Annotated in this window: 17 protein-coding genes and 2 pseudogenes; 6 read left to right on the top strand and 13 right to left on the bottom strand. The window is 67.5% G+C overall.

Annotation, left to right across the window (positions count from 1 at the left end):
- Positions 1-140: 140 nt before the first annotated feature.
- From K3F48_RS10990 to K3F48_RS10980, 4 genes and pseudogenes are all read left to right on the top strand, one after another.
- A pseudogene (locus K3F48_RS10990) lies at positions 141-2,432 on the top strand (heavy metal translocating P-type ATPase); the annotation flags it as partial.
- Positions 2,433-2,519: 87 nt separating this feature from the next.
- Positions 2,520-3,365 carry an efflux RND transporter periplasmic adaptor subunit gene (locus K3F48_RS24315; protein ID WP_370631402.1) on the top strand — a complete coding sequence of 282 codons (846 nt, stop codon included), beginning with the start codon at positions 2,520-2,522 and terminating at the stop codon, positions 3,363-3,365.
- An 82-nt stretch (positions 3,366-3,447) separates the two neighbouring features.
- A complete protein-coding gene (locus tag K3F48_RS10985; RefSeq protein WP_222575478.1) occupies positions 3,448-3,915 on the top strand; it encodes a hypothetical protein in 468 nt (155 codons plus the stop codon).
- Between the two features lie 35 nt (positions 3,916-3,950).
- A complete protein-coding gene (locus K3F48_RS10980; RefSeq protein ID WP_222575477.1) occupies positions 3,951-4,256 on the top strand; it encodes a hypothetical protein in 306 nt (101 codons plus the stop codon).
- Between the two features lie 58 nt (positions 4,257-4,314).
- Here the strand turns inward: K3F48_RS10980 and K3F48_RS10975 are convergent, their stop codons facing one another.
- From K3F48_RS10975 to K3F48_RS10945, 7 genes and pseudogenes are all read right to left on the bottom strand, one after another.
- Positions 4,315-5,481 (bottom strand): VWA domain-containing protein, encoded by a 1,167-nt coding sequence (locus tag K3F48_RS10975; RefSeq protein WP_222575476.1) that lies wholly within the window; start codon positions 5,479-5,481, stop codon positions 4,315-4,317.
- Positions 5,478-7,724: a DUF5682 family protein gene (locus K3F48_RS10970; protein WP_222575475.1), complete on the bottom strand. Its 2,247-nt coding sequence runs from the start codon at positions 7,722-7,724 to the stop codon at positions 5,478-5,480. The genes K3F48_RS10975 and K3F48_RS10970 overlap by 4 nt, the downstream gene beginning before the upstream one ends.
- 226 nt (positions 7,725-7,950) lie before the next feature.
- Positions 7,951-9,045, bottom strand: a complete 1,095-nt coding sequence (locus tag K3F48_RS10965; protein ID WP_222575474.1) for an AAA family ATPase — start codon at positions 9,043-9,045, stop codon at positions 7,951-7,953.
- Positions 9,035-10,465 carry a DUF5691 domain-containing protein gene (locus K3F48_RS10960; protein ID WP_222575473.1) on the bottom strand — a complete coding sequence of 477 codons (1,431 nt, stop codon included), beginning with the start codon at positions 10,463-10,465 and terminating at the stop codon, positions 9,035-9,037. The genes K3F48_RS10965 and K3F48_RS10960 overlap by 11 nt, the downstream gene beginning before the upstream one ends.
- The gene (locus K3F48_RS10955) at positions 10,462-11,871 is read right to left on the bottom strand and encodes an SWIM zinc finger family protein (protein ID WP_222575487.1); all 1,410 of its coding nucleotides are present in this window, start codon (positions 11,869-11,871) and stop codon (positions 10,462-10,464) included. The genes K3F48_RS10960 and K3F48_RS10955 overlap by 4 nt, the downstream gene beginning before the upstream one ends.
- A 66-nt stretch (positions 11,872-11,937) precedes the next feature.
- Positions 11,938-12,169, bottom strand: a pseudogene (locus K3F48_RS10950) (DUF3008 family protein); the annotation flags it as partial.
- Between the two features lie 96 nt (positions 12,170-12,265).
- Entirely contained in the window at positions 12,266-13,192 is a 927-nt protein-coding gene (locus tag K3F48_RS10945) for a DMT family transporter (RefSeq protein ID WP_222575472.1), read from the bottom strand.
- Positions 13,193-13,367: 175 nt separating this feature from the next.
- Between K3F48_RS10945 and K3F48_RS10940 the strand changes: the two genes are divergently transcribed.
- Positions 13,368-14,360, top strand: a complete 993-nt coding sequence (locus K3F48_RS10940) for a glycoside hydrolase family 3 N-terminal domain-containing protein (RefSeq protein ID WP_222575471.1) — start codon at positions 13,368-13,370, stop codon at positions 14,358-14,360.
- Positions 14,361-14,388: 28 nt separating this feature from the next.
- Here the strand turns inward: K3F48_RS10940 and nagA are convergent, their stop codons facing one another.
- Together nagA and K3F48_RS10930 are read right to left on the bottom strand one after the other, a co-directional pair.
- A complete protein-coding gene (gene nagA / locus K3F48_RS10935) occupies positions 14,389-15,525 on the bottom strand; it encodes an N-acetylglucosamine-6-phosphate deacetylase (protein ID WP_222575470.1) in 1,137 nt (378 codons plus the stop codon).
- A complete protein-coding gene (locus K3F48_RS10930) occupies positions 15,522-16,553 on the bottom strand; it encodes an SIS domain-containing protein (protein ID WP_222575469.1) in 1,032 nt (343 codons plus the stop codon). Before K3F48_RS10930 ends, nagA begins: the two co-directional genes overlap by 4 nt.
- Before the next feature lie 245 nt (positions 16,554-16,798).
- Here K3F48_RS10930 and K3F48_RS10925 point away from each other — a divergent pair, with 245 nt between their 5' ends.
- Complete coding sequence (locus K3F48_RS10925) at positions 16,799-17,752, top strand: N-acetylmuramic acid 6-phosphate etherase (protein ID WP_222575468.1); 954 nt, start codon at positions 16,799-16,801, stop codon at positions 17,750-17,752.
- Here K3F48_RS10925 and K3F48_RS10920 read toward each other — a convergent pair.
- The 4 genes from K3F48_RS10920 to K3F48_RS10905 form a co-directional block, all read right to left on the bottom strand.
- Complete coding sequence (locus K3F48_RS10920) at positions 17,701-19,845, bottom strand: patatin-like phospholipase family protein (protein WP_222575467.1); 2,145 nt, start codon at positions 19,843-19,845, stop codon at positions 17,701-17,703. The two genes, K3F48_RS10925 and K3F48_RS10920, sit on opposite strands and share 52 nt — an antisense overlap.
- A gap of 189 nt (positions 19,846-20,034) precedes the next feature.
- Positions 20,035-21,144, bottom strand: coding sequence for a HupE/UreJ family protein (locus tag K3F48_RS10915; protein WP_222575466.1), 1,110 nt, complete (start codon positions 21,142-21,144; stop codon positions 20,035-20,037).
- Positions 21,144-21,755 carry a hypothetical protein gene (locus K3F48_RS10910; RefSeq protein WP_222575465.1) on the bottom strand — a complete coding sequence of 204 codons (612 nt, stop codon included), beginning with the start codon at positions 21,753-21,755 and terminating at the stop codon, positions 21,144-21,146. Before K3F48_RS10910 ends, K3F48_RS10915 begins: the two co-directional genes overlap by 1 nt.
- A 5-nt stretch (positions 21,756-21,760) precedes the next feature.
- Entirely contained in the window at positions 21,761-23,689 is a 1,929-nt protein-coding gene (locus K3F48_RS10905) for a GMC family oxidoreductase (RefSeq protein WP_222575464.1), read from the bottom strand.
- Positions 23,690-23,704 lie beyond the last annotated feature (15 nt).

The following is a 23,704-nucleotide window of genomic DNA, read 5'->3' as shown; positions in this document are numbered from 1 at the left end:
GGCCGTGGGGCGAAATCTTTAGGTTTCTTCCCGTTGCCGTCCTTCGAGACGCCCGCTTCGCGGGCTCCTCAGGACGAGGGTTAGGGATGTAGTTCTTCACCCGATCGCCCTGCGTCGCTTTCCCATTCGGCATGGACGAGATGAGCCCGACAGCGAAAGCGCGCATCCGGCGCCTGGCATTGATCCTATTTGCGCTCGCCTCTCTCCTGGCGGGCCTCGTCGCTGCTTTCGCCGGCCGGTCCGGCGACGCGCATTGGATTTGGGGCGCAGGCGCGATTCCCGTCGCGGCGAGCCTCGCCTTTGCGATCATTCGCGATCTTCGCGCGGGGCGAACCGGCGTCGACGCCATCGCCTTTCTGTCGATGGCGGCGGCCTTGGCGCTCGGCGAGACGCTGGCCGGCGTGATCGTCGCCGTCATGTACGCCGGCGGAAATGTATTGGAGGATTTCGCCGTCGGGCGCGCCGAGCGCGACTTGAGATCGCTGGTCGATCGTGCGCCCCGCTCCGCCCATCGGCGCATGGCGGAAGCAATCGAGGACGTTCCCATCGAGGCGATTCGCGTCGGCGATGCGCTGCTGGTGCGCGCCGGCGAGGTCGTCCCGGTGGACGGCCAGCTCGCCGGCCCGGAAGCCTCGCTCGATGAATCGGCGGTGACGGGCGAGCCTCTGCCGGTCCTTCGCCATGCCGGCGAAGCCGTGCTGAGCGGAACGGTCAACGCCGGCGAAGCCTTCGAGATGCAGGCCTCCGCGCTGGCGGGGGAAAGCACTTACGCCGGCATCGTCGCTCTGGTGACGGCGGCGCAAAGCTCCAAGGCCCCCTTCATGCGGATGGCGGATCGCTATGCGCTGCTGCTCCTGCCCGCGACGCTCCTGCTCGCCGGCGCCGCATGGGCGCTCGCGCAGGACCCGGTTCGCGGCCTCGCGGTGCTGGTCGCGGCGACGCCCTGTCCTTTGATCCTCGCCGCGCCGGCGGCGTTCATCGCCGGCGCGTCTCAGGCCGCGCGGCGGGGCATATTGATCAAAGGGGGCGGGCCTCTGGAGGCGCTCGCTCGAACCAGCACGGTCATGTTCGACAAGACCGGGACGCTGACGGTCGGCGGCGCGCGGCTCGTCGCGATCGAGACGGCTCCGGATGCGTCGCCCGATGAAGCGCTGAGGCTCGCCGCCTCGCTCGAGCAGGCGTCTCACCACGTCGTCGCCGCCGCCATCGTCTCCGCAGCGACGGCGAAGGGCCTCGCGCTGCAGGCCCCTCGAAACGTCCGCGAGACGCTCGGTACGGGAGTCGAAGGCAATGTCGAAGGGAGGGACCTGCGGGTCGGTTCCCTCTCTTATGTCCATCAGGGGGCGCCCGTCGCCGACTGGGCGGTCCGCGCCGCGCGTCGCGCCTCCTGGCGCTCGGCGCTCACGGTCTTCATATCCGTGGACGGACGGCCTGTCGCCGCGCTTCTGCTCGCCGACGAGCTTCGCCGCGAAGCGCCGCGCGCGGTTCGCGCCCTGCGCGACATCGGCGTCGCCAAGATCGTCATGGTGACGGGCGATCGGCCGGATGCGGCCGAAACGATCGGCGCGGCCCTCGATCTCGACGCCGTGCTCGCCGACAGAGTCCCCTCCGACAAGGTCGACGCGGTCGCGATGGAGCAGCGGCTCGCGCCGACGCTGATGGTGGGCGACGGCATCAATGACGCGCCCGCTTTGGCCGCCGCCGATGTCGGGGTCGCCATGGGCGCGCGCGGCGCCAGCGCCTCCTCGGAGGCCGCCGACGTCGTCATTCTCGTCGACCGCATCGACAGCGTCCCGGAGGCGGTGGCCATCGCGCGTCGCACCCGCGCTATCGCCGTGCAAAGCATAGTGGTCGGAATGACGCTGTCCGGCGTGACGATGGGCGCCGCGGCTTTCGGCTTCGTGACCCCGGTCGCCGGAGCGCTCATCCAGGAGGCGATCGACATCGCCGTGATCCTCAATGCGCTGCGGGCACTCGGCCCGGGCGTCGCGCTTCGCCGAACGACCATGCCGGAAACCGCCGCGCGCGCCTTGCGGGAAGGGCATGAAAAGATCGAAGCATGCCTCGATCGCCTGCGGCAGATCGCCGACGCCTTGGACGAGGCGCCGCCGCAGCGCGCGGCCGACTACATTGTCGAGGCCGATCGGCTCGTCGGCGCGACGATCCTCGCGCATGAGCGCGAGGACGAAAACGCCATCTATCCCCGCATTTCGAGCTTTCTCCCGGACGGCGCGGCGCTCGGCGCCATGAGCCGCGCCCATCGCGAGATTCGTCACCAGGCGAGGCTTTTGGCGCGCCTGTCGGAGGGGCTGCGCGACAGCGAGCCGGACAAATATCTGATCCGCGACGGGCAGCGCATCATCGAGTCGATCGAAGCGCTGGCGCGCCTGCATAATGCGCAGGAGGAGGACATTTACGAGCAGGCCGCTGCGCCGCCGCTCGGACGGGGCCGAATTCGGGAAATCGAAAAAGCGAGAACGGAGGGAGCGGCCTCGGCGCTCGATCGCGTCTCGGAGACGATGCGCGGCGCGCGATGGCGCCGGCGCCTGGCCTTCGGAACGCTCGCTGTCTCGATCATGCTGGCGAGCCTCTGGCTGTATGGGAGTCTCGTCTCGCGATCCGTCGAGGCGAAGGGCGTCGTCGCGGCGATCGGCGCGACGCCGATCGAGGCGCGCGTTTCGGGACGGATTCGAGCGGTCTATTGCGATCGCGGAACCAGGGTCGAAGCGGGCCGGATCTGCGCCGAGATCGATCCCCGGCCGTACCAGGCCATTGTCGAGCAGAGCAGGGCGGAACTTTCCGCCGCCGCCGGCCGGCTCGAGCAGGCGAAGGCCGTTCTGGCGCGAGCGAGGATGCAGCTGAAGCGCGGCCGGACACGGGCCGGTTCGATCGCGACGCTCGAGCAGGCGCAAGAACGCTTGGCGTCGGATGAAGACGCCTACGCCTCGAGGCGAGCGGCGCTGCGCGAGGCGGAGGACGATCTCGCGCGAACGAAGATCGCCGCGCCGATCGGAGGGACCGTGGTTGCTCGCGACGCGGAGGTCGGTCGGATGATCGGGAGCGAGCCCAGGGCGCTGTTCCTGATCTCGACCGACCCCGGCGTCGTGACGATCAGCGCAACTCTGCATGACGGGACGCCAGAGGCGACGATCGGCAGTCCCGCTGATTTTGTCGTCGCGTCTCTCCCGGGACGCGCCTTCTCGGGAAAAGTGACGCAAATCGCCAGATTAGGGCTCGGCGCCGCCGAAGCGTATCGGATCATTGTCGAGGCGCCCAATGCGGACTTGCTGCTCGAGCCCGGCATGATCGCGACGATCCGCATCGAGACGAGAGAATGGTTGCGGCGCGCATTCCATTCGCGATGATTTGGCCCGCAATATGCCTGAGGCGGATCGGACCCCGAGCTTTGGTCGGGTTTCCAACGTCGAAAGCTACAGGGAGTTCGTCTTGCCCTCATTGCAAGAAACCCGCGCCGTCGTGACATTGGCGCCCGCGAAACCGACCGGATTGGCCGATTTGGGCGTCCCGTTGGTCGACACCACCATGGTCAAGAAGGGGCGCGCGCACGAGTTTCCGCAGCTTCTGACGGACGGCGCCATCGGTCGCCGCTTCCAGGATCTTCGCGTCATCGGGATCAAAACCGACGAGGCCGGGGTCGTTTCCGCCAAATTCTTCATCCAGTTCGAGGTGTTCGGCGACAATACGGCGGCGCCGACGAATGGGGTCGGCTTCGAAGCGGCGCTCTTTGCGGGCGCCGAGCAATTGGGCGCCCTGTTGTCGTCGAGCAGCCTGTTCCTGCCCTACGCCAGCTTCTGGTATCCGAACCGTTTCGTCTTCGAGGTCCCGGTCGCGGATTTCGATCGAGCCGAACGTCTGGAGTTCATCGCGAAGCCCGAGGAGGTTCGTATTGTCTGATCGACGCGAGGCGGCTCCCCTATGAGCGAAGCCGGATGAACTATCCGCTCGTCGCACGCGTGTCGCATCGGCTGTTCGGCGAAATGCTACGAATGATGCTGAGCGAGCGGGTCTATTTCGACCTGACCCTCGAAGAGGGCCGGACATTGTCGCGCAATTTCACCGCCCTGGCCTATGACTGGCGGCGCGCCGACTTTATCTATCTGAGCCCGGTCGGAGGCGATGTGGAGTTCTCGGCCGCAGTCGCTGCAGACGGCGTTCATGTGGAGACGGTCGAAGGGCGCCACTATTTGAATTGGGACGATGTGACGGAATTGGCGGAGCGATTGGCCGTGGAGTGACGCGGCCGTCGCTGACGGGAGAGGTTCGACGTTTCCCAGGCCGAGACCCGCTACTATTTTACGACGGACTCGCCCTCACTGTGGCGATGTCATGCGCAGCGGCCCAGGCGCCGATGTCCTGCCCGGTGAGCGCCGTCGCCATGAGGTCGGGAAACTGGTCGGGCGTGCAGGCGAACACCGGGCAGTCGAGCGCGGCGATCAGCCCGGCGTGATTGGCGTCATAGCCGGGGCGGCCGAGATCCGACAGAGCGAGCAGGACGATGACATTTACGCCCGATTGCTTCAGCTCAGCGACGCGCGCGATCATGTCCTTCGCGTTTCCGCCCTCGAAGAGATCGCTGATCAGAACGAGATGCGTCTTGGCCGGCTGCTCGACGAGGCTTTCGCAATAGGCCAGCGCCTTATTGATGTCGGTGCCGCCGCCGAGCTGGACGCCGAACAGCACATCGACCGGATCGGCCAATTGCTCGGTGAGATCGACGATCGCTGTATCGAAGCAGACCAGCGAGGTTCGCACCGCCGGCAGAGAGGCCATCACCGCCGCGAAGATCGACGCATAGATGACCGATGGCGCCATCGAGCCCGACTGGTCGACGCAGAGGATCACATGATCGATGTCGGCGCGCTGCTTCGACCGGCGCGCGAAGCCGATCAGCGTCTCGGGCACGATGGCGCGATGCTCCGGCTGATAATGGCGCAGATTGGCGCCGATGGTTCGCGGCCAGTCGATGTCCGCCGCGCGGGGGCGCCGCGTGCGCCTTTGCCGGTCGAGCGCGCCGCGCAGCGTCTCCAGCGTTTTATGCGCGAGGCGCCGCATCAGCTCGTCGACCACATGTTGCACGACGAGGCGCGCGGAGTCTTTCGCCTTTTCCGGCATGGCCGAGCGCAGCGACATGAGATCGGCGACGAGATGCACATCGGGCTCCAGCGTCGCGATGAACTCGGGATCCATCAGCAGCGCTTTGAGGTTGAGGCGCTCGAAGGCGTCCTTCTGAATCACCTCGACGACCGAGGCCGGAAAGAACTCGCGAATGTCGCCGATCCAGCGCGCGACGCGCGGCGCCGAAGCGCCGAGCCCGCCGCGACGCTTGCCGTTCCCCGCGCTCTCATAGAGCGCGCCGAGCGCGCGCGACAGGCGCTGATCCTCATCGTCGAGCGCGGCCTCCGCCTCCTCGCCGCCGATGGCGAGGCGCCAGCGGCGCATGCGTTCCTTGTCCGCCGTCATGACGCGGCCTCGAGTCCGAGAATGCGCAGCAACAAGGGCAAAGCGGCCGCGAAGGCCGGATCATCCTCCTCCAGCTTCGGCGCCGGAGCATGCGAGAGCGTGCGCCGCCCTTGCGCGACGCCGTCGAGGAGACGCGCTCGCGCCGCTTTGTCGAAGGCCGAGAAGGCGCGCCGCAGCAGGGGAAGCATTGCGAGAAAGGAGTCGTCGTCGAGATCGACGATGAAAGCGTCGACGAGCGCGAGCAGCGCCGCGTCCTGAAGCAGAATTTCCGCGCCGCCGGCGATGAAGCTCTCGAGGAAGGCGCCGGCCTCCAATGGCGCGGCGGACATGCGCCACGCGAAGGATGCGGCGGCGGCGTCCGCGCTCCGGAGGCCGAGATCGAGGAGGCGCCGAAGCGCGAAGCCCGCTACGGCCGGCGCGCTCTGCTCGTCCTCGACGATCAGCGTGAGCGCCCTGCGCCAGCCGGCGACGAGCTCGGGCGCGTCGAAGATCGCCAGCGCCTCGTCGAAGCCGCGCATGGCGGCGACGCGCGTCGCGGCGACATCGGCGGCGAGCTGGCGCGAGCCGATGCGCACGCCCGCATTGATCTCCACCGCGAGCGCATGCGCCAGCGCCCGCAACGCCTCCTCGGGGAGCCGCCGCGCGACGCCATAGCGCAGCACGCCGGCGAGCGGCGCGACGGCGAGCATCAATTCGGTGAGATCGCTGGCGTCGACGGCGAGCGCCTGGAGCGCGGAAATCGCCTCAGCGGCGGCGTCCGGCAGATCGGCGACGAGGCTCGCGTGGACAATTTCGGCCAGCTCCATCACGCGCGCGCAACGCGCCGCGCGGTCGCGGATGATGGCGCCGGCGGCCTCTTCTATGGTGACGCCATGGATCAGCGCTTCGGCGAGCGCGACCGAGAATTCCGGACGCCAGGAGAGGCGCCAGATTTCGCGAAACGTGCCGCGGCCGGCGTCCGCCTCGACGAGCGTCCCCCAGGAGACGCCGAGCAGAAGCAGCCGATGCAGCAGCGTGGATTTCGCGAGGCCGGCTTCGGTGCGCAGATCGAGACGTATCTCGCTCTCGATATCCTTGGGCTCCAGCCTCACGCGCTTCTGCCAGAGCGCGAGATCGCGCGCGAGCGGGTTCTGCTGCGCATCGCCGGAAACCTCGCCGATTGTCTCGCCGATATAGAGCCGCCGCTCGACGACGCGCAGCGGCAGCGGATCGCCATGGCAGAGCGCCGCGAGCGCGCCCTCGTGCATCTCGTCGAGGCCGGGCGTCGCGAGATCGCGCAACCCGCAGAGCGACAGTGTGAGCCGCGCCGCCTCTATGGCGGAAGCAGGCGAGGCGGCGAAGCCCTCCGCGCGCAGCAAGGCCGCCGTGCGCGCCTGCCAGCCGGCGGCGAAACACATGGGCTCGAACGTCTCGTCGCGATAGGCGCGCCAGAGATGCCGAAACCAGCCGGGCGAGACGACGCCGGCGCCATAGCCCGACGCGAAGGCGAGACGGCTGTCGGTCCAGGGCGCCCAGGTTGCCTCGACCTTGACTTTCGCGAGGCCTTTGATCGCGGCCTTGTCGGTGGCGGGCGAAACCTTTTCGCGGAGGCCGCCGACATGAAAGGCGCCGACGATCGCGACGACAACGCCGTCGAAATCTTGCAGCGCTTTGCGGATCGCAAGACGCATGAAGGCTTCGCGGATCGCGTCGCGGCGAGAGGTCGCGGCCTCGCTCTCTTCCGCATGGCGGCGCGCCTCGGTCATCGCTTCGCCGATGGCGGCGAACGCGGCGACCGGATCGCCGGCGCCGCCGCTCTCCTCGACGAGCGCGTTCCACAGCGCTTCGCCATTGGCGACGCCCGCCGCCTGCGCGAGAAGATCGAGCGGGTCGGCGCGCGGCGTCTCCGCATTCTCGTCCGCATTCTTCTCCTCTTGCGTGACGGCGAGAGAGACGCTCGCCGGCCAATCGATGAAGCGCAACGGACGGCCGTGCGCGAGCGCCCAGCGCATCGCCTGCCATTCCGGCGAGAATTCCGCGAAAGGCGCGAAGATCGCGCGCTTCTCTTCGCCCGGCGCGTAGAACAGCATGGCGACCGGCGGCTTCAAGGCGTCGCCGCCGACATGCGGCGCGAGCGCCTCGCCTTCCGGCGCGCCCTCGATCAGCACGACGGCGGGGTCGAGCTCGTCGAGCGCTGAGACGAGCAGCGCCGCCGAGCCCGGCCCGTGATGGCGAATGCCGAGAATGCGGAGGCGAGAATCCATCGTGTCAGCTATCCATGGAGTCATGCTGTTTCCGGCTGATCGATGCGTCGCGAGGCAAACCCCACGTCCCCATCCTGAGGAGCGCCCGAAGGGCGCGTCTCGAAGGATGCTCGAGAGGGCGCGCGCTGCGGCCCACCCTTCGAGACGCCCGCTTGCGCGGGCTCCTCAGGGTGAGGGATTGGCGATCGCGACGCGACCATCCAGAACCGATCAACTGGAACTCGTATCAGATCACATCGCGGATCGCGCCATAGAGATCGTCCCATCCGTCGCGGGAGCGCATCACATTTTCGAGATATTCCTGCAGCGCGACCATGTCCTGTACCGGATCCTTGACGACGGCGCCGACGAGATTGGCGGCCATATGCTCGGGCGCCATCGCGCCCTTGCCGAAATGCGCCGCCTCGGCCCAGGCGCCGACGCCGACGGAGATCGCCTCCGCCGTGGAGAGCGAGCCCGAGGGCGTCTTCAGCTTGATCTTGCCGTTCAGCGTCCTGCCGTCGCGCAATTCGCGAAACAGGGTGACGATACGCAAAAGCTCCGCATCCGGCGATTTGATCGGCGGCAGGCCGAGCGTGGAAACGGTCTCGCGCACGCGCTTGACGACGATGCCGGTCTCCTCCTCGAGCGTCGCGGGCGACGGCAGCACGACGACATTGAAGCGCCGCTTCAAGGCGGAGGACAATTCATTGACGCCCTTGTCGCGATTATTGGCCGTGGCGATGACATTGAAGCCGCGCCGCGCGTCGATGGAGGTGTCGAGCTCGGGGATCGGCAGCGTCTTTTCCGACAGGACAGTGATGAGCGTGTCCTGTGTGTCGGAGCCCATGCGCGTCAGCTCCTCGAGCCGAAGGATGCTCCCGTCCTCCATGGCGCGCGTCAACGGCGTCTTGACGAGCGCGTCCATCGAGGGACCATGCGCGAGCAGCATGGCGTAGTTCCAGCCGTAGCGAATTTGGTTTTCATCCGTGCCGGCGGTGCATTGGATGAGCCGCTTCGACGTGCCGGAGACGGCCGCCGCGAGATGTTCCGACACCCATGATTTCGCCGTGCCCGGCAGGCCGAGCAGCAGCAGCGCGCGATCGGTCGCGAGCGTCGCGACGGCGGTCTCGACGAGGCGCCGATTGCCGACATATTTGGCCGAGATCGGCGTTCCGTCTTTCGCCTTGCCGCCGACGAGATAAGTGACCGCCGCTTGCGGCGACATCAGCCAATTCTCGGGCCGGGGCCGGTCGTCGCCGCGGCGCAGCGCGTCGAGCTCCTGCGCGAAAATCTCTTCGGCGGCTCGGCGCAATTTCTGTTCGTTCGTGTCAGTTGTCATGGGTCGAAACGCTTTCGAGACTGTCGAGAAGATCGAGCGCGAGGAGGGTGTGAGCGGCGGCGTCCGAGGCGCCGGCCTCGAGACGCGAGCGCAGGCGCGCAAGGCGTTCGGCCGGCGCCAAAGCGACGAGATGCGACGAGAGCGCCGCATCGACGGCTTGCGCATCGGCTTTCATCGCCATCTGCAAAAGATGGTCGAAGGTCGACGCGGCGAGCGGGGCTTCGAGAATGCGCAGCAGCCGGTTCATCGCCTGCGTCAGAAGTCCGGCGCCCCGAGCATTGGGCGCATCCGCCTGCAAGATGGCGGCGGCGAAGGCCTGCCGATCTTCCGGCGGAAGATCGAGACTGTCGGCGAAGAAATCCTCGATCAGCAGCCAGAGCGGATCGACGCCGAGGGGCGCGATCTTGCGGATGAGGTCGAAGCGGCGAGCGCGCAGAGCCATCAGCAGCATCGCGCCGAGCAGCGGCGCATCGCCCTTCGCCGCCTCCACCGCTTCCTCTTCTGTCGCGCCGACCGCCGAGACGAAATCGGCGATGTCGATCTCGGCGAAGGTTTCGCGCACCCAGTTGCGCCAACCATCTTTGGCCACCGTCGCCGGCAGCTCCATCGTCAGCGCGAGGCGCTTGCGCAGCAGCCCCTGGCTTCCGACACGCACGCGCGTCATCGCCTCGGCCAGCATCGGATCGGCGCCGGCGAGCTTGCCGAGAAGCCGCGCGGCGAGATCGCGCACCTTGGGCGCGCGATCCTTGGCGAGCCCTTCCAGAAATGCGCGGTCCTCGATGCAGAGCCCGACGCGCAGGGCTTTCAGCAGCCGAAAGCGCATGTCGGCGGATTCGCCCGGCCAAGCCGCTTCCGCCAGCTCGCGCGCGCGTCGCGGATCGCTCGAGCGGCGTCGCTCGAGAAAATCGACGCGGCGGGCCGGCGCGGCGTCGTTCCAATTGTCGTCGACGACGAACTCCGCATCGAAATAGCCGCGCCGCTCCTCGACCGCCTTGTCGCGCTCGATGAAGGCCAGCGCGTCGGCGCCGAGCCGTTCCGCATGTGTGCGCAGAAACGGCTCCAAGCGATGAAAGTCGAACGGATGCGGCGCGACGCGCGCGCGCTCCAGCGCCAGGGCGACGGCGAAAGCGAGATCGTCCTGCGGGGCGAGCGCCGGCTTTCCGGATGCGAAGAGACGCAGCATCAGCGCGCGCTGTTCCTGCGTCACGAGGCGCCGTGCGGAATCGCGTGGGCTCGCGGCGAAAAAAGTATCCGGCGCAAGCGGCGGCGCGAAGCGCAGCGCCATGGCGAGCAGCGCCAGCGCTTTCAGATCGGCTTTCGGATCGGCGGGTGGAAGGGCGAGCCGCGAATAATCCGGCGTCCGTCGCGACGTCCCGACGACGAAGCCGGGCAGCAGGGAGGAGACGGCCGCGCGCTTCATGCCTGTGTCCATCGGCCGAGATCGGAGCTCGCCTCGGCGAGGAGAAATCCGCGCCCATCCCAGAGACCGACGCCGTCGAGACGCGACGCCATGGCGAGGCCGGGCGCGGCGCCGTCCAGCTCCGGGGCGAGCGGCAGAGCGAGGCCGGCGTCCGTCTCATCGACGAGAAAGGCGCCGGAGGCGGCGCGTCGGACGTGCGCATTGCGAAAGGCCATCGGCCAGACATCGAGCCATGGCCGCGCGGCGAGCGCGCTGCGATAGGTCTCGAAGGCCTGTCCGAGCGACTGCCCGGGAAGGGGCGCCGCGGGGCTCTGCGCCGAAGGCCCGATCTGGCGCGCCACCAGCGCGCGCATCGGCGCGGGCGAGGCGTAATAGACGAGCTCGGCCTCGAACCCGTCTCCGGTCGAATAGGCGGAAACATTGCCGCCGCCGGAGAGCGGAACGAAATCGAGCAGCAGCGCGAAACGCGGCCCTTGCGCGTCACTCTCGCGCAAAAGCCAGGTCTCTACGCGCCGCAGCCGATCCGGCTGGACGATGGCGCGCGTGAGGAACACGCGCCAGCGATCCGCGACCCGCAGCGCGCCGGCGTCGGCGAGCAGGGCCTCGCGCGTCTGCGTCCAGCCGATCAATTGGCGTACGTCGTCGCGAAGCGGCGCATCGAGCGACGCCTGCCGTCGATAGGCTTCCGCGAGCAGATGAAAAAGCCCCAGCTCCTCGGCTGCGGCCTGCGGACGCAGCGGCTCCGCCAGTCTGAAGAGCCGCGCCGGCAGGCTGTCGAGGCGCGTCGCGAGGCCGGGCGCCTTGGCGTCGACGAGGCGCTGCGCCATCTTGCGGCAGGACGAAGCCGCATCGGCGACGAAGACGGCGAGGCCGCGCTCGATCTGATCCTTCAGCCAGACATCGAGCTCGTCCAGCCCCGCGAGCACGCCCGCCTCGCGCGCCTGGCGATTCTTCTCGCGCTGAGCGGCGGCGCGCGCCTCCGCCTCGGGATCGGCCTTCGCGCTGGCGCTTTCTTCTTCGATCGCCTTCGCGATCGATGCCTCGCGCGGGGGCTGCTCGGCGGCTTCGGCGGAGGGGCCGCGTCGACGCGCCGTCCAGTCGCGCACCCATTGCGGCGCCTCGCCCGGCGCAAAGCTCGCCTTGCCCTCGACGCGCAGCCACATCAGCGCGAGCGAATGTTTGCAGGGAAATTTTCGGCTCGGACAGGTGCATTTATAGCCGGCGTCGGTCTCGCAGACGATGACGCGATAGGGAGCCGAGCCGGAGCCCTGCGCCTCGCCCCAGACGAGCCCCTGTCCGTCGCTCGCCAAAGTCGGCCAGCTCGACGGCTTCAGGAGCTTGCGCGCCGCGGCGAGCGAAGCCTGGTCCGGCGCGAGCGCCTCGATGCGAGAGAGTGTGAGCGCCACCAAATCACCTTGCGCCTTCTGGCGACGAATAGGCTGAAACGAAACAGCGCGGCGAGAATAGCCGATCTACGTGATTGTCCCAAGCGGGTTGCGTCCATTCGAGCTCGAATCGATCCTTTCCCTCGATTGCTCGGGCTTGCCCTTGCGCTTCGTCGCGGCGAAGTCAGCGAAGCTGATCCTCGCTCATCGATTCGTACATGGATTTCGACGCGCCTTTCAGCTCGCTCGGAGATATCTCGCCGCGCTTGGCGGCGAGCGCGGCCCCCGCGGCCTGTTGCTGCGCTTTGGATTTTGCCGGCGCTTTCTCCTCCGCATGCGTCCCGCCGCGGCTCGCTGACGCGCGCGACGCGGGACGAAGCCGAGGATAGCCCGGGGCCCGCGGACTCGTTCCGCGTCAGTCGCGTCCGCGGCGCGGCAGGACGTCCGGAAGCCGGCCGCCGCTCGCGAGATAGACGCCGAGCGAGACGCAGAGCAGCGCAGCCTGCTCGACGAGAGAGGGGATCTCGCCGAGGATCGGCACGGCGAGCAGCGCCGCCATGGGCGGCGTCAGCGCCGCGAAGGCCGCTCCGGCGGACGCGCCGAGCAGCTCGATCGCCTTGCCGAAAAAATAAAGTGCGACGATGGAGACGAGCACGCCCTGAAACAAGGTCTGGAAGAGAACGTCGTGCAGCGGCGCCTCGAGCGCCCGCGCGCCAAAAGCCGCGAGATAGATCGGCCCATAGAGCAGCAGCGATCCGGTCGCGACCAGCGCCGCCGCATGCAGCGAATCGAGACGCGCCGCGCGCAGCACGATCGTATAGCAGGCCCAGATGAAAGCGGCGCCGAGCAGCAGAACATGGCCGAGCGCGCCGTCGGCGAGCGGCGCCGTTCCGAGCGCGATCGCCGCGACGCCTGCGGCGATCAGCCCATAGCCGAGCTTACGGCTCGCGGAGAAACGCTCCCTGGTCAGCACGGCTGCGAGCGCCGCGACGAACATCGGCATGGCGCCGGGCAGCAGAGCGCCGGCGTGAGCGGCGGGCGCGAGGCGCAGCCCGCTCGCCGCCACCAGAACGTAAGGGGCGCCGGCGCCGCAGACGAGCATCAACAGGCCCCACGGCCCGAGCCGTTCGAGCGCGAGGCCCTTGCGCAGAACCACCGGCGCCAGCAGCGCGCCGGCCGCGCCGAAGCGCAGCATGGTGAGATCATAGACGGAGAGCGTCGTCGTGACGCCGAGCCGCGTGACCGCGATCCAGGTCGCCCAGACGCAGACGGCGGAAACGCCGAACAGCGCGCCCATCGCATAGCGCGCCGGCGGCGCGGCTTCGGCGATCTGCTCGCTCATGGCCTTTCCTCGTTTCTGGAGCGCGGCCACACTCATAGTCGAGGTCGGGCGAAAACGCAGCAATTATCTCGCCCCGCATTTGACCGCCCGCCCTGCCGCGCCATTTGCGTGTCGAGGTCGGCGCGCTTTTATGCCGGACCACGAGCCTTCGCTCGCATAAAGGGAGCTGTCCGTCATGACGCTGCCGATCGGAGAGCTTTTCCTGCTGGGCTTTCGTAGCCCGCAAATCCCCGCATGGCTGCGCGATTTCGCGCATGACTTCGGCCTCGGCGGCGTCATCCTGTTCGACTATGACTGCATCGATAAGAAATACGAGCGTAATATTTTCGATCCGGCGCAGGTGAGAGCGCTCTGCGCCGATCTGCATGCGCTGCCCGGCGGGCCTTTGATCTTCATCGATCAGGAAGGCGGCAAGGTGCGTCGACTCAAGGAGGAGCGCGGCTTTGCGCCGCTGCCGAGCGCGCGCATGCTCGGCCGCATGAGCGTGGCCGAGCGTCTCGCCGTCTTGCGGCCGGCCTATCGCGAGTTGCGCGAGCTCGGGATCGATGTGAATCTCGCGCCGGTCGTCGATCTCGACATCAATCCCGACAGTCCCGACATCGGCTCCGCGCAGCGCAGCTTCTCCGCCGATCCGGCGATCGTCGAGGAGTGCGCGGCGACGCTCGCCGAGGTCGCGCGCTCGGTCGCGCTGAAGCTTTGCCTGAAGCATTTTCCGGGCACGGGCGGCGCCAGGGTCAATCCGCATGATCATGTGATGGATTTGTCCGACTGCCTGACCGAGCCGCAGGTCGCGGTGTTCGAACGGCTGATCGATCGCATTCCGATGGTTCTGTTCAGCCACGGCGTCGTGAGCCAATGGGAGAAGGACACGCCCGTATGCCTCTCTTCCGTTGCCGTCGGCAAGCTGCGCGCCGTCGCTCCGCAGGCGACGATCCTGACCGACGATCTGCAGATGCAGGGCGTGCAGAAGCTGATGTCGACCGGCGAAGCCTGCAGCCGCGCGCTGCGCGCCGGCGCGGATTTTTTGCTCATCGGCAATAATATGCTGGACGAGCAGGCGCAGGCGGCCGGCTATGCGCATGAATTATGCGAGGCCTGCGAGACGGACGCGCTCATGCGCATTCACGCCGAAGAGTCGATCGATCGCATTCGCGGGTTGAAGCCGTAATATGGTTTTCGGCTGATCGTTGCGCGAGTCACCGCTCGCCCGCCACCCACGTCTCGACGACGTCGACCGTCTCCGGCCGGAATGCGACGAGATCGGCCCGAAAGCCGGGCGCGATGCGTCCGAGCCGGTCGCCGATCCCCAGAAAATGCGCCGGCTCGCGCGACGCGAGGGCGAGCGCGCGCTCCAGCGGCAGGCCCAGCAGCGCGACGCAATTGCGCACGGCGCTCGCCATGTCGAGCGCGGCGCCCGCCAAAGTCCCGTCTTCCGTCACGCAGCGTCCATCGCGCGCGAGAATGCGACGGCCTTGCAGATCGAATGTTCTCGCGCTTCCGCCGACCGGCGGCATGGCGTCGGTGACGAGCATCGGATGGCCGAGGCCGGCGCGCAAAGCGAGCCGCAGCATGGCTGGATGCACATGCTCGCCGTCGACGATCAAGCCGTAGCATGCATCCGCCGATTCGAGGGCGGCGGCGATCGGCCCGCCCTCGCGGCTGCCGAGCGGGCGCATGGCGTTGAACAAATGGGTGAAGCCGGTGAGCCCTTCGCGCATCGCCGCGCGCGTCTGCTCATAGGTCGCCATGGAGTGGCCGAGCGCGACCTTGCAGCCGGTGCGAATGAGCGACGCGATGAAGCCTTCCGGCGCCTCTTCGGGCGCGAGCGTGACGAGAGAGATTCCGCCGGGCGGCGGCGCCGCCAGCGACAGATCATGCGGCTGCGGCCGCCGCACGAGATCGCCGCGATGCACGCCGAGCCGCTGCGGCGAGAGGAAGGGCCCTTCGAAATGAATGCCGAGCACGCCCGGCTCGCGGCCCATGCTCTCGGCGACCGCGCGCGCGGCGGCGCGCATTTTCTGGTCGGTGTCGGTGATGAGCGTCGGCAGCAGCGATGTCGTGCCGAATTGGCGATGCGCGCGCAGGATCGTCGCCACGCCTTCGCACGTCGGCTCGTCATTGAACAGAACATCGCCGCCGCCATTGACTTGAATGTCGATGAAGCCCGGCGCGAGCCAGGCGCCGGAGGGCAGCTCGACGATTTCGACTCCCGAGACTTTTTCGCGCGGCGCGAGCGCAACGATCATTCCCGCTTCGATCGTCACCGCGCAGCCAGGACGAACCGTCTCTCCGTCGAAGACGACATCCGCCGCGATCGCAAAGCTTCGTCTCATCGTGTGCGCGTCACCTTCTGCAAATGGCGCGGCCGATCGACATCGGCGCCGCGCGCCGCCGCGAGCCGCGCGACGACGCCGTAAAAGCTCTGGATCAGGCAGATCGCGTCGATCTCCGGATGGTCGGGCGCGAGTGTCGGCAGATGCGCCGTGGCGTCGCTCTCCCGGTCGGTCGCAAACAGCGCGGCGCCCTTGTGGCGAAGATCGGCGGCGAGCGCGCGCATGCCGGGGGCGGCCTCGTCCTGCGGCGTGAACATCAGCACTGGATAGAGCGACGACACCAGCGACACGGGCCCGTGCAGGAACTCCGCCGAGCTGAAGGCTTCGGCGTGTAAATTGGACGTTTCCTTCAGCTTCAGCGCCGCCTCGCGCGCAATGGCGAGCGTCGGTCCGCGGCCGATCGTCACGAGGCTGTCGGCGCGCGAGAAGGCGCCGACGAGGGCGCTCCAATCGAGCTGCGCCGCCGCCGCCAGGCGCTCCGGCAAGCGCGTCAGCGCCGCCGTCGCGGCTTCGTCCGCCGACCACAGCGCGACCAGCCGCGCCAGCGCCGCGAGCGATGCGATGAACGTCTTCGTCGCCGGCACGGCGATCTCGGGCCCGGCCTCCATCGGCAGCACGAATTCGCATTGCGCGGCGAGCTCGCTGCGCGTCTCATTGACGAGGCAGGCGGTCACAGCCCCGCTCGCGCGCGCGCTGGCGGCGAGCTCGATGAGATCATTGCTGCCGCCCGATTGCGAGATCGCCAGGAACAATTGCCCGTCGAGGGCGAGGCCGCGATGATAGACGCTGGCGATGTTGGGCGCAGCGGCCGCGACGGGCAGGCCGATATGACGTTCGATCATATGCTTGCCGAAGGTCGCGGCATGGGCGGAGCTGCCGCGCGCGCAAGTGACCACGAGCCGAGGCGTTCTTTCGCGCAGACGCGCGACGAGACGGGCGAGCGGCTCGGCGAGCGCACGCTCCTGTCGCGCCACGGCTTTCGGCGCCTCGCGCGCTTCGGCGGCCATCTGATTGTCTGGCGTGGTCATCGGCGGCTCTGCTCATGCGCGCCCCCCGGCCGCTTTCTTATCTCACAATGGCGCACGGCGCGCGAGATGCAAATCGCAAAAGCCTCGGCTCGCGCTTGCGAATCGCGGCCACAGACCAAAACTTTGTCGCAAGACCGCTTTCCGATCGAACGGAGTCGTTCGATCGATCAGAATTCGCTCGAACGAAAGAATGCTGGAGCGCTATTCGATCCAATCGGATCGGATAGCGCTCGAGGAGAAGCGCCATGGAAACGGAACGTCCGAGCCCACGCTACACGCGCATCGACGCATGGGAGCCGGGAGACATCCTCGATGCGATGATCGAGGGGCAGTTCGCCGCGGTCGCCGCGGTGCGGGCGGCGCGCTCGTCTCTGGAACAGGCGGCGCTCGCGATCGGGCGGCGACTGGGCGAGGGCGGGCGCCTCGTCTATGTCGGCGCCGGAACCTCGGGGCGGCTCGCCGTGCAGGACGGCGCCGAGCTGACGCCGACGTTCGGCTGGCCGCCGGAGCGCTTATTGCTGCTCATCGCCGGCGGCGAGGACGCGCTGCTGAAGGCGGTGGAAGGCGCCGAGGACGAGAGCGCGCGCGCGACCGAGCTGATGCGCCGCCATGAGGTGCGGCGTCCCGATGTGCTGATCGCGCTCGCCGCGAGCGGCACGACGCCCTTCACTCTCGCCTGTCTGCGTGAGGCGAGGCGCGCGGGCGCGCTCACCATCGGCGTCGCCAATAATCGCGACACGCCTCTGCTCGCCGAAGCCGATCATGCGATCTTCCTCGACACCGGGCCCGAGGCGATCGCCGGCTCGACGCGCATGAAGGCGGGAACCGCGCAGCGCATCGCGCTGCTGCTGCTCTCCTCTTTGGTGATGATACTGCTCGGCCGCGTCTATGAGGGCCTGATGGTCGATGTGCAGGCGTCGAACAAGAAGCTCATTCGCCGCAGCGAGAAGATTCTCGCGCGCCTGACCGGCCGCGGCGCCGAGGACATCGACGACGCTCTGCGCCACGCCGGCGGCAGCGTGAAGCTCGCCTTTCTTCTGCTGCAGGGCTGGGGTCGCGCCGAGGCGGAGGCGGCGCTCGCCGCCGCCAATGGACATTTGCGTCGCGCCTTCGAGACGCTCGAGGCGCGGCGGGGCGCCGCTGCTGTTCAGATTCCCGGCGCGTCGACGGTGGGCTTGAAGAAGCCGACCCCGAGCTGAATGAGCGCGCGGCTGACGATATCCGGCCGGCGGCTCACGAGCGTGTAGAGACGGCCGCCGTCCTTGTCTCTCCAAGGAGCCTCCCACACCTGGTAGGGCTTGCCGCGCGCCGTCTTCAGGCGATCGAGAACGCGCTCGATCGCCGCCGCGTCGAGCATTTGGCTCATCGGCGCCGCGGCCTTGCGAATGCCTTCGACATTGCGTTCGTCATAGGCTGGATCGAGCAGCTCGCCGATGACGAGACGCGCATCGTCCGGATCGACGCCGATGTCGCCCGGCAACTCCCAGCCTCTGATCTGATCGCGGCGCACGAGGTCGGAGAGAATGGCGAGGCGCGTGAAGCTCAGCGCCTTGTCCTTGATGAGTCCCGGCAGATTGCGGACGCCGGGCAGCAGCACGAAGCCGAGCAGAAGGCCGAGCACGCCGCGTACATTCTGCTGCACCAGCAGCGGCGCGATTCGATCGAAGCGGGCGCCGATGCGCTCCATCAGCCTGTCGAGATCGGCTTGCGCGATCTGCGGCCAGGGCGGCAGCGCGACGGTTTCCTTCGCCGAGCCGTAGAGCGGGACGAGGCAATAGGAGATGGCGTCGGCGCGGTCGCTCGCTTCCGGCAGCGCCTCGAGCGGCGTCTTGTCCAGCTGCTGCGGCCAGCTCGTCACGATCGGGTGATCGGCCGGAACGGCGAATGCGGTCATCAGAAATTTTTGGCAGTTGCGCCGCCCGAGCTGATAATCGTGATCGCGAAAGGCGCGGGCGACGAAGCCGCCGAAGCCGCCGAGCAGCCCGCTGGCGATGCCATAGCGTTGCGGCTTGCCGTCGACGACGCGGCGCGGGCCGATGAGATAGCGGCTGCCGTGATCGGGATCGACGGCGAGGGCGAGCTCGCTCGGCTTGAAGCGCGCCTGATCGATCAGCGAAGGCATCAGCGATCTGAACAGGCTGACGATATCCATCGCCGGCTCGCCTTCGTTGCGGATCGGCTTCGGCTCCGGAAAAGGCGAGATCATCACCACCGCGCGATCGGCCTTGTGGAGATCGAAGAGAATGCGCTGGTCGGTCGCCTTCTTCTTCAGCGTGAAGCGCGCATATTCGAACGGATCATTGTCGATGATGCCGCCGTCCGCGCAGGTGAACCAGAACGGCGTCTCCTTCACCACCGCCGGCGGCCATTGCGGCGCGAGATTGTTCAGCCCGGCGATGTCGCTGTTCGGATAGCGGCGGCCGGCATAATCCTGCGGCAGCGGAGCGTCGATGAGGCGAGGCGCGAGCCCGACGGGAAACGCCGAGGAGCCGAGCGCGCAGACGGCATAATCCTTCCATCCGTTTCGATTCGCAGGATCGGGGATCGTCGCGAGATCGAGCTCGGCGCGCGATGTGTCATTGTCGGCGAAGTCGCTGCTCGTCGCCCAGGCGCCCGCGCCCTGCAGCACGAAATGCGCGCGGTCGCCATGCGAGATCATATGATAATCGCCGCCGTCGAAGCGCAGGCTCCAAGGCACGCCGCGAAGATTGGACAGGGTGAGATAGACATGCAGCGTCGCCGACACATAGGGACGCGGGCCTCGCACCTCGCCGACGCTGATCGCGCCCGCGGCGATATCGTCGAGCAGGCGCGAATTCAGCAGCGAGACCACGGGCAAAGGATCGTTCTTCGCCGGATAGGGCGTCCTGCTCGTGCGCGAAAAGTCCTCGGTTTCGGGCGGACGCGCCTCGATATCGTCGAGAGAAAGGAAATCCTGAATCTTCGGGTCGCCCGCGTCGAGCGTGGGCTTGACGACCCAGGCTTCGTAGAGCTTCGGGAGCGTGTAGCGATAGACGAAGCCGTCATGCGTGAAGGAGCCGGCTTTCGCCTCGTCGACGAGCGCGATGGCGCCGATCGCCGCGGTGATCGCGCCGGCGGAGGCGCCGGACATGACCTTTATGCCGACGCGATGGTTCGGGACCGTTCCGTCCGTGTTCGCTTCGCGCGCTTTTTCCCAGGCCTCCAGCGCCTCGATCAGAAAATCGACGACGCCGGCCGTATAAGCGCCGGCGGATATGGCGCCGGACATTGTGAGGCCGATCTGAAATTCCTGCTTCGACAATTCATGCATGTCGGTGTCCCTCTCGGCTCACGCCATGGCCGCGCCGTGCACGATCGCTTTTCGCCGCTTGGTCCGATCATGTCTCGAAATCTCTCGTCCGCCCGGGGCGACGACGCCGCTCAAAAAGCGGCGCGCGATGTCCCGGCGCCGACACGAATGTTTTTTCTGTTCGATCGCAAGTGCGCAGTGGTCTAAAGATTATCGCAGCGTTCCGACACGGTCAACGAACCATGCGAGCGCGACGACGAATGCGACGAATGTGAGCGCCGGGGCGATCATGCGGACATAAAGAAGATTGCGACGCGCAGCGAACACGATCGGCAGAAGCAATGACGCGGCCGCGATTTGTCCCAGCTCGACGCCGCCGTTGAAGCCGGCGAGCGCCAGCAGCGTCCCGGAAGTGGAGAGTCCCATGGGACCGAGCGCCGTCGCGAAGGCGAGCCCATGCACGAGGCCGAAGCCGAAGGCTACGATCCAGCGCGCACGCGGCAGAATAGGGCGGAGATTATCGATCGCCGCCGCCATGATGGTCGCCGCCACCGCCGGCTCGACGAGGCGTGCGGGCGCGTCGACGAGGCGAAACGCCGAGAGGGAGAGCGTGACCGCGTGCGCCGCCGTGAAGGCGGTCAGAATCGTCACTGTCTGCAGCGCGGACTCGCCGAAGCCGTCGAGCGGCTTCCAGCGGCCGTCCTCGCCACGCCGAAAGGCGGCGAAGATCATGAGAACGGCGACGAACAGCAGATGATCATGACCGAGCAGGATATGCCCGACGCCGAAGCGAACGAAGCCGAGAACGGAGCCGGACTGATCGGAGCTCAAATCATCGAGCGCGCTGTCGGCGCCGTCCGGCGAGAGAATTTCCGATCGCTCGCTCGCGGGCGTCGTGATGGTGAGGAGGCCGCGATGCGTGGGATCGATGTCGAAGAGAAGACGATAGTGAAGGCGCCGCGAGCGCGTCGCGCCGCACTCGGCGGAAAAGCGCAAGACGGCATAGGCGGCGCCGGCGTGGTAATCGACGAGCAGGTCCAGCGGCTGCAGCGCGCAGCCGTCGATTGCGAGCCGCGCATAGGCATAGGCTTCGATCGCGTCGCGCCGCGCTTTCAGCCGTCCCCAGGTCACGACGCCGTCTTCCGGCGCGTCGAGTCCGACGGCGGCGTCGAGATCGCGCAGGGCGATGTCCCATTGCCCGCGCAGGCCCCGCGCATCGACGTCGATATGGAGATAGCTGTCGGAGGAGAGATGCGCGCGCGCATCATGCGCGAGCAGCGCCGGCGCGAGGGCGAGCAGCCTCACGAGAAGGCGAAGCATCAGCCGCTTGCGCAAATCGACGAATGCCCGAGAGCGCAGAAGGCGGCGGCGATTGCGCCGGCTGCGGCGCACAGCCTGAGGCCGACACGCGCATGGCGCCAGGGCGCGACGAAGGAGGCGGCGACCAACCCATAGGCCGCCGCCGCCGCGGCCGCGAGCGACACGCCGATCGCAGCGAGCGCGCGATCGGATATGGTTTCTTCCGCGACGCCGACGGCGCCCGCGAGCGCGCCGCAGCCGGCGGCGGCCAGCAGCAAGGTGCGCGCGTCGGCGCGAACGCCGACGGCCCCGGCGCCGCCGACCAATGCGAGAGCGACGACCGCCGGCGCAAAAGCCGAATGAGCGTCTTCGCCTCTCTGTCCCATCGCCAGCGCAGAGGCGAAGGCGCCGAGAGCGACGACGGCGACGAGGGCCGCATCGGCGCGCTGCGTCTGAGCGCCCGCCCAGATCGCGAGCGCGACGACGAGCGACGGGCGCTCGAAGCCGGTCAGGAAATGAACGACTCCCGACCAGAATCCGCCGAGCGCCGCGAATTCCGCATGCGCATGCGCGGGCGTCGCAAACACCGCGGCGACGACTATGACGAGCGGAATTCGCGAGCCCGGGCGCAAGACGCCTATTCCGCCGCTCGAGCCATGTCGGGTTCGGTCCTGCGATCGGCGAGAATGGCGTCGGCGGCCTTCTCGCCGATCATATAGATCGCGCTGACGATGAAGAAGCCCGGTATGCGCGGAAACACCGATGCGTCGACGACGCGCAGCCCCTTTGCGCCGCGCACCCTGAAGCGCGAATCGAGAACCGCGTCGCCTGCGCCATCCGGACCGATCGCGCAGGTGCAGGAGGCGTGATGGCCCCAGGACTGGTAGCGCACGAAATCGCGCAGCTGTTCGTCGCTCGTCTTGTCGGCGCCGGGCGATTCTTCCTCTTCGATGATGCCGGTCTCGATGAGCGGGCGCGTGAGATCGCGCACGAATTTCACGCCGTCGATCACCGAATCGAGATCCTGATCGTGGTCGGGCGTGCCCTCGCTGAAATAGCGGAAATTGATTTCGGGACGCTCGAGAGGATTCGTCGACTTCAGCTTCACATGGCCGGCGCGGTTGTTGGTGTGCGCCTTCAGCACCGCCCAGGTGAGATAGTTGAGCTTCTCGACGATCGGCCGCGAATAGCCCGGATAATAGCCGCGGAAATCGGCGAGCACGGCGAAGCAGAAGAGATCGGGCAGAGGCCGCTCCCTCGCCGAGCGGCGGATCGCGGCGAGCACCGCGCCATTGGTGCCATAGACGGAACCTGTATAGTCGTTCTTGGTGCGCAGCCAATCGGCATATTGAGAATCGGTGCTCTTATATTTCGCGCCCTTCAATATGCCCCAATCCTTCTTGACCCGGTTGACGACCCCGACTTCATAGCGGTCCTGGAGATTCTTGCCGACGCCCGGAAGATCGATGCGCGTCGCGATGCCGAGAGGCTCCAGCTCCTCCTTGGCGCCGACGCCGGACAGCATCAGAAGCTGCGGCGTGTTGAAGGCGCCGCCGGCGAGGATCACCTCGCGCGTCGCATAGACGGCGCGCGTCTCGCCCGTCTCGCCGCTCGGATCGAAATGCGCCTGATAGAGCTTGCGACCCTTGCGATATTCGACGCCGATCGCGCGATTGTCGTCGTCGAACAGCACGCGCGTCGCCAGAGCGTCGAGCTCTATGGTGAGATTGTCGGGATATTTCTCGGCGGTCTCGATCAGCCGCTCGCGCGTGCCCATGCGCTCGTGCTTGCGCGTGTTGAGCGGCGGATAATGCAGTCCGAACGCATTGTCCCGCACGAGTCGCCAATCATTGGGATCGCCCTTGCCGAGCAGCCACCATGCAAGCCGACGGAGGAGCGAGGGAGAATCGCCGATCGCTTTCAGGATGGACCCGGTCAACGCGCCGACGAGGTCGAAATCGTCGAGCGCCGCAGCCGGAACATTTTTTTCGGTGTGCAGCCACCCCTTCCATCCGTGGCGCGTCGGATTGAGGCCGAGCTTGGCGAGCAGGCGAAAGAAAAAGCGATGATGGCAATTCTCCAGCCGTTCGAAATAGCGGCGCATATTGTCGGCGCGCCAAGACGCGTCGCCGGTGAGCTCGGCGATATGGTCCCAATCCGCATTGTGGGGATAAACCATGATCATCGCATTATGCGCCGTGCAGCCGCCGAGACAGCCGGCGCGCGGATAGAGCACGCCGTCGACACGCTCGCCACGATAGAACTCGCGGTATTTCACATCCCTTTTCTGCAGCTGGTCGTCGCCGTAATGACGCACGAAGAAATCCCATTGCATCGCCTGATTTTCGGTCGAGCAGGCGTGGAACACGGGCACGCGATAATCGTCGGGAAGCCGCTGTTCGTCGGGATAGGCCGCATCGCCTCCCGAAAGCGTTCGCGGATCGCCGCCCGCTTCGAGCACCAGCACCCTGCACCCGGCCTCCGCGAGCCGCGCCGCCACCGTGCCGCCGCCGGCGCCCGAGCCGACCACCACATATTCGAAGCTCGCCTTGTCGCTGAGGCTCATGATCGTTCCCCTTGT

This window comes from Methylosinus sp. Sm6 (assembly GCF_019802345.1).
GTDB lineage: Bacteria > Pseudomonadota > Alphaproteobacteria > Rhizobiales > Beijerinckiaceae > Methylosinus.
Note: the sequence above shows the minus strand (reverse complement) of the source record. Positions and strands in the feature narration are given on the sequence as shown.

Coding starts and splice junctions, on each gene's coding strand:
- K3F48_RS10930 (WP_222575469.1), bottom strand. CDS start 16,553: ATGACCACGCCAGACAATCAGATGGCCGCCGAAGCGCGCGAGGCGCCG.
- K3F48_RS10945 (WP_222575472.1), bottom strand. CDS start 13,192: ATGAGCGAGCAGATCGCCGAAGCCGCGCCGCCGGCGCGCTATGCGATG.
- K3F48_RS10905 (WP_222575464.1), bottom strand. CDS start 23,689: ATGAGCCTCAGCGACAAGGCGAGCTTCGAATATGTGGTGGTCGGCTCG.
- K3F48_RS24315 (WP_370631402.1), top strand. CDS start 2,520: ATGCGCGGCGCGCGATGGCGCCGGCGCCTGGCCTTCGGAACGCTCGCT.
- K3F48_RS10975 (WP_222575476.1), bottom strand. CDS start 5,481: ATGACGGCGGACAAGGAACGCATGCGCCGCTGGCGCCTCGCCATCGGC.
- K3F48_RS10940 (WP_222575471.1), top strand. CDS start 13,368: ATGACGCTGCCGATCGGAGAGCTTTTCCTGCTGGGCTTTCGTAGCCCG.
- K3F48_RS10960 (WP_222575473.1), bottom strand. CDS start 10,465: ATGAAGCGCGCGGCCGTCTCCTCCCTGCTGCCCGGCTTCGTCGTCGGG.
- K3F48_RS10925 (WP_222575468.1), top strand. CDS start 16,799: ATGGAAACGGAACGTCCGAGCCCACGCTACACGCGCATCGACGCATGG.
- K3F48_RS10970 (WP_222575475.1), bottom strand. CDS start 7,724: ATGGATTCTCGCCTCCGCATTCTCGGCATTCGCCATCACGGGCCGGGC.
- K3F48_RS10915 (WP_222575466.1), bottom strand. CDS start 21,144: ATGCTTCGCCTTCTCGTGAGGCTGCTCGCCCTCGCGCCGGCGCTGCTC.
- K3F48_RS10965 (WP_222575474.1), bottom strand. CDS start 9,045: ATGACAACTGACACGAACGAACAGAAATTGCGCCGAGCCGCCGAAGAG.
- nagA (WP_222575470.1), bottom strand. CDS start 15,525: ATGAGACGAAGCTTTGCGATCGCGGCGGATGTCGTCTTCGACGGAGAG.
- K3F48_RS10920 (WP_222575467.1), bottom strand. CDS start 19,845: ATGCATGAATTGTCGAAGCAGGAATTTCAGATCGGCCTCACAATGTCC.
- K3F48_RS10980 (WP_222575477.1), top strand. CDS start 3,951: ATGAACTATCCGCTCGTCGCACGCGTGTCGCATCGGCTGTTCGGCGAA.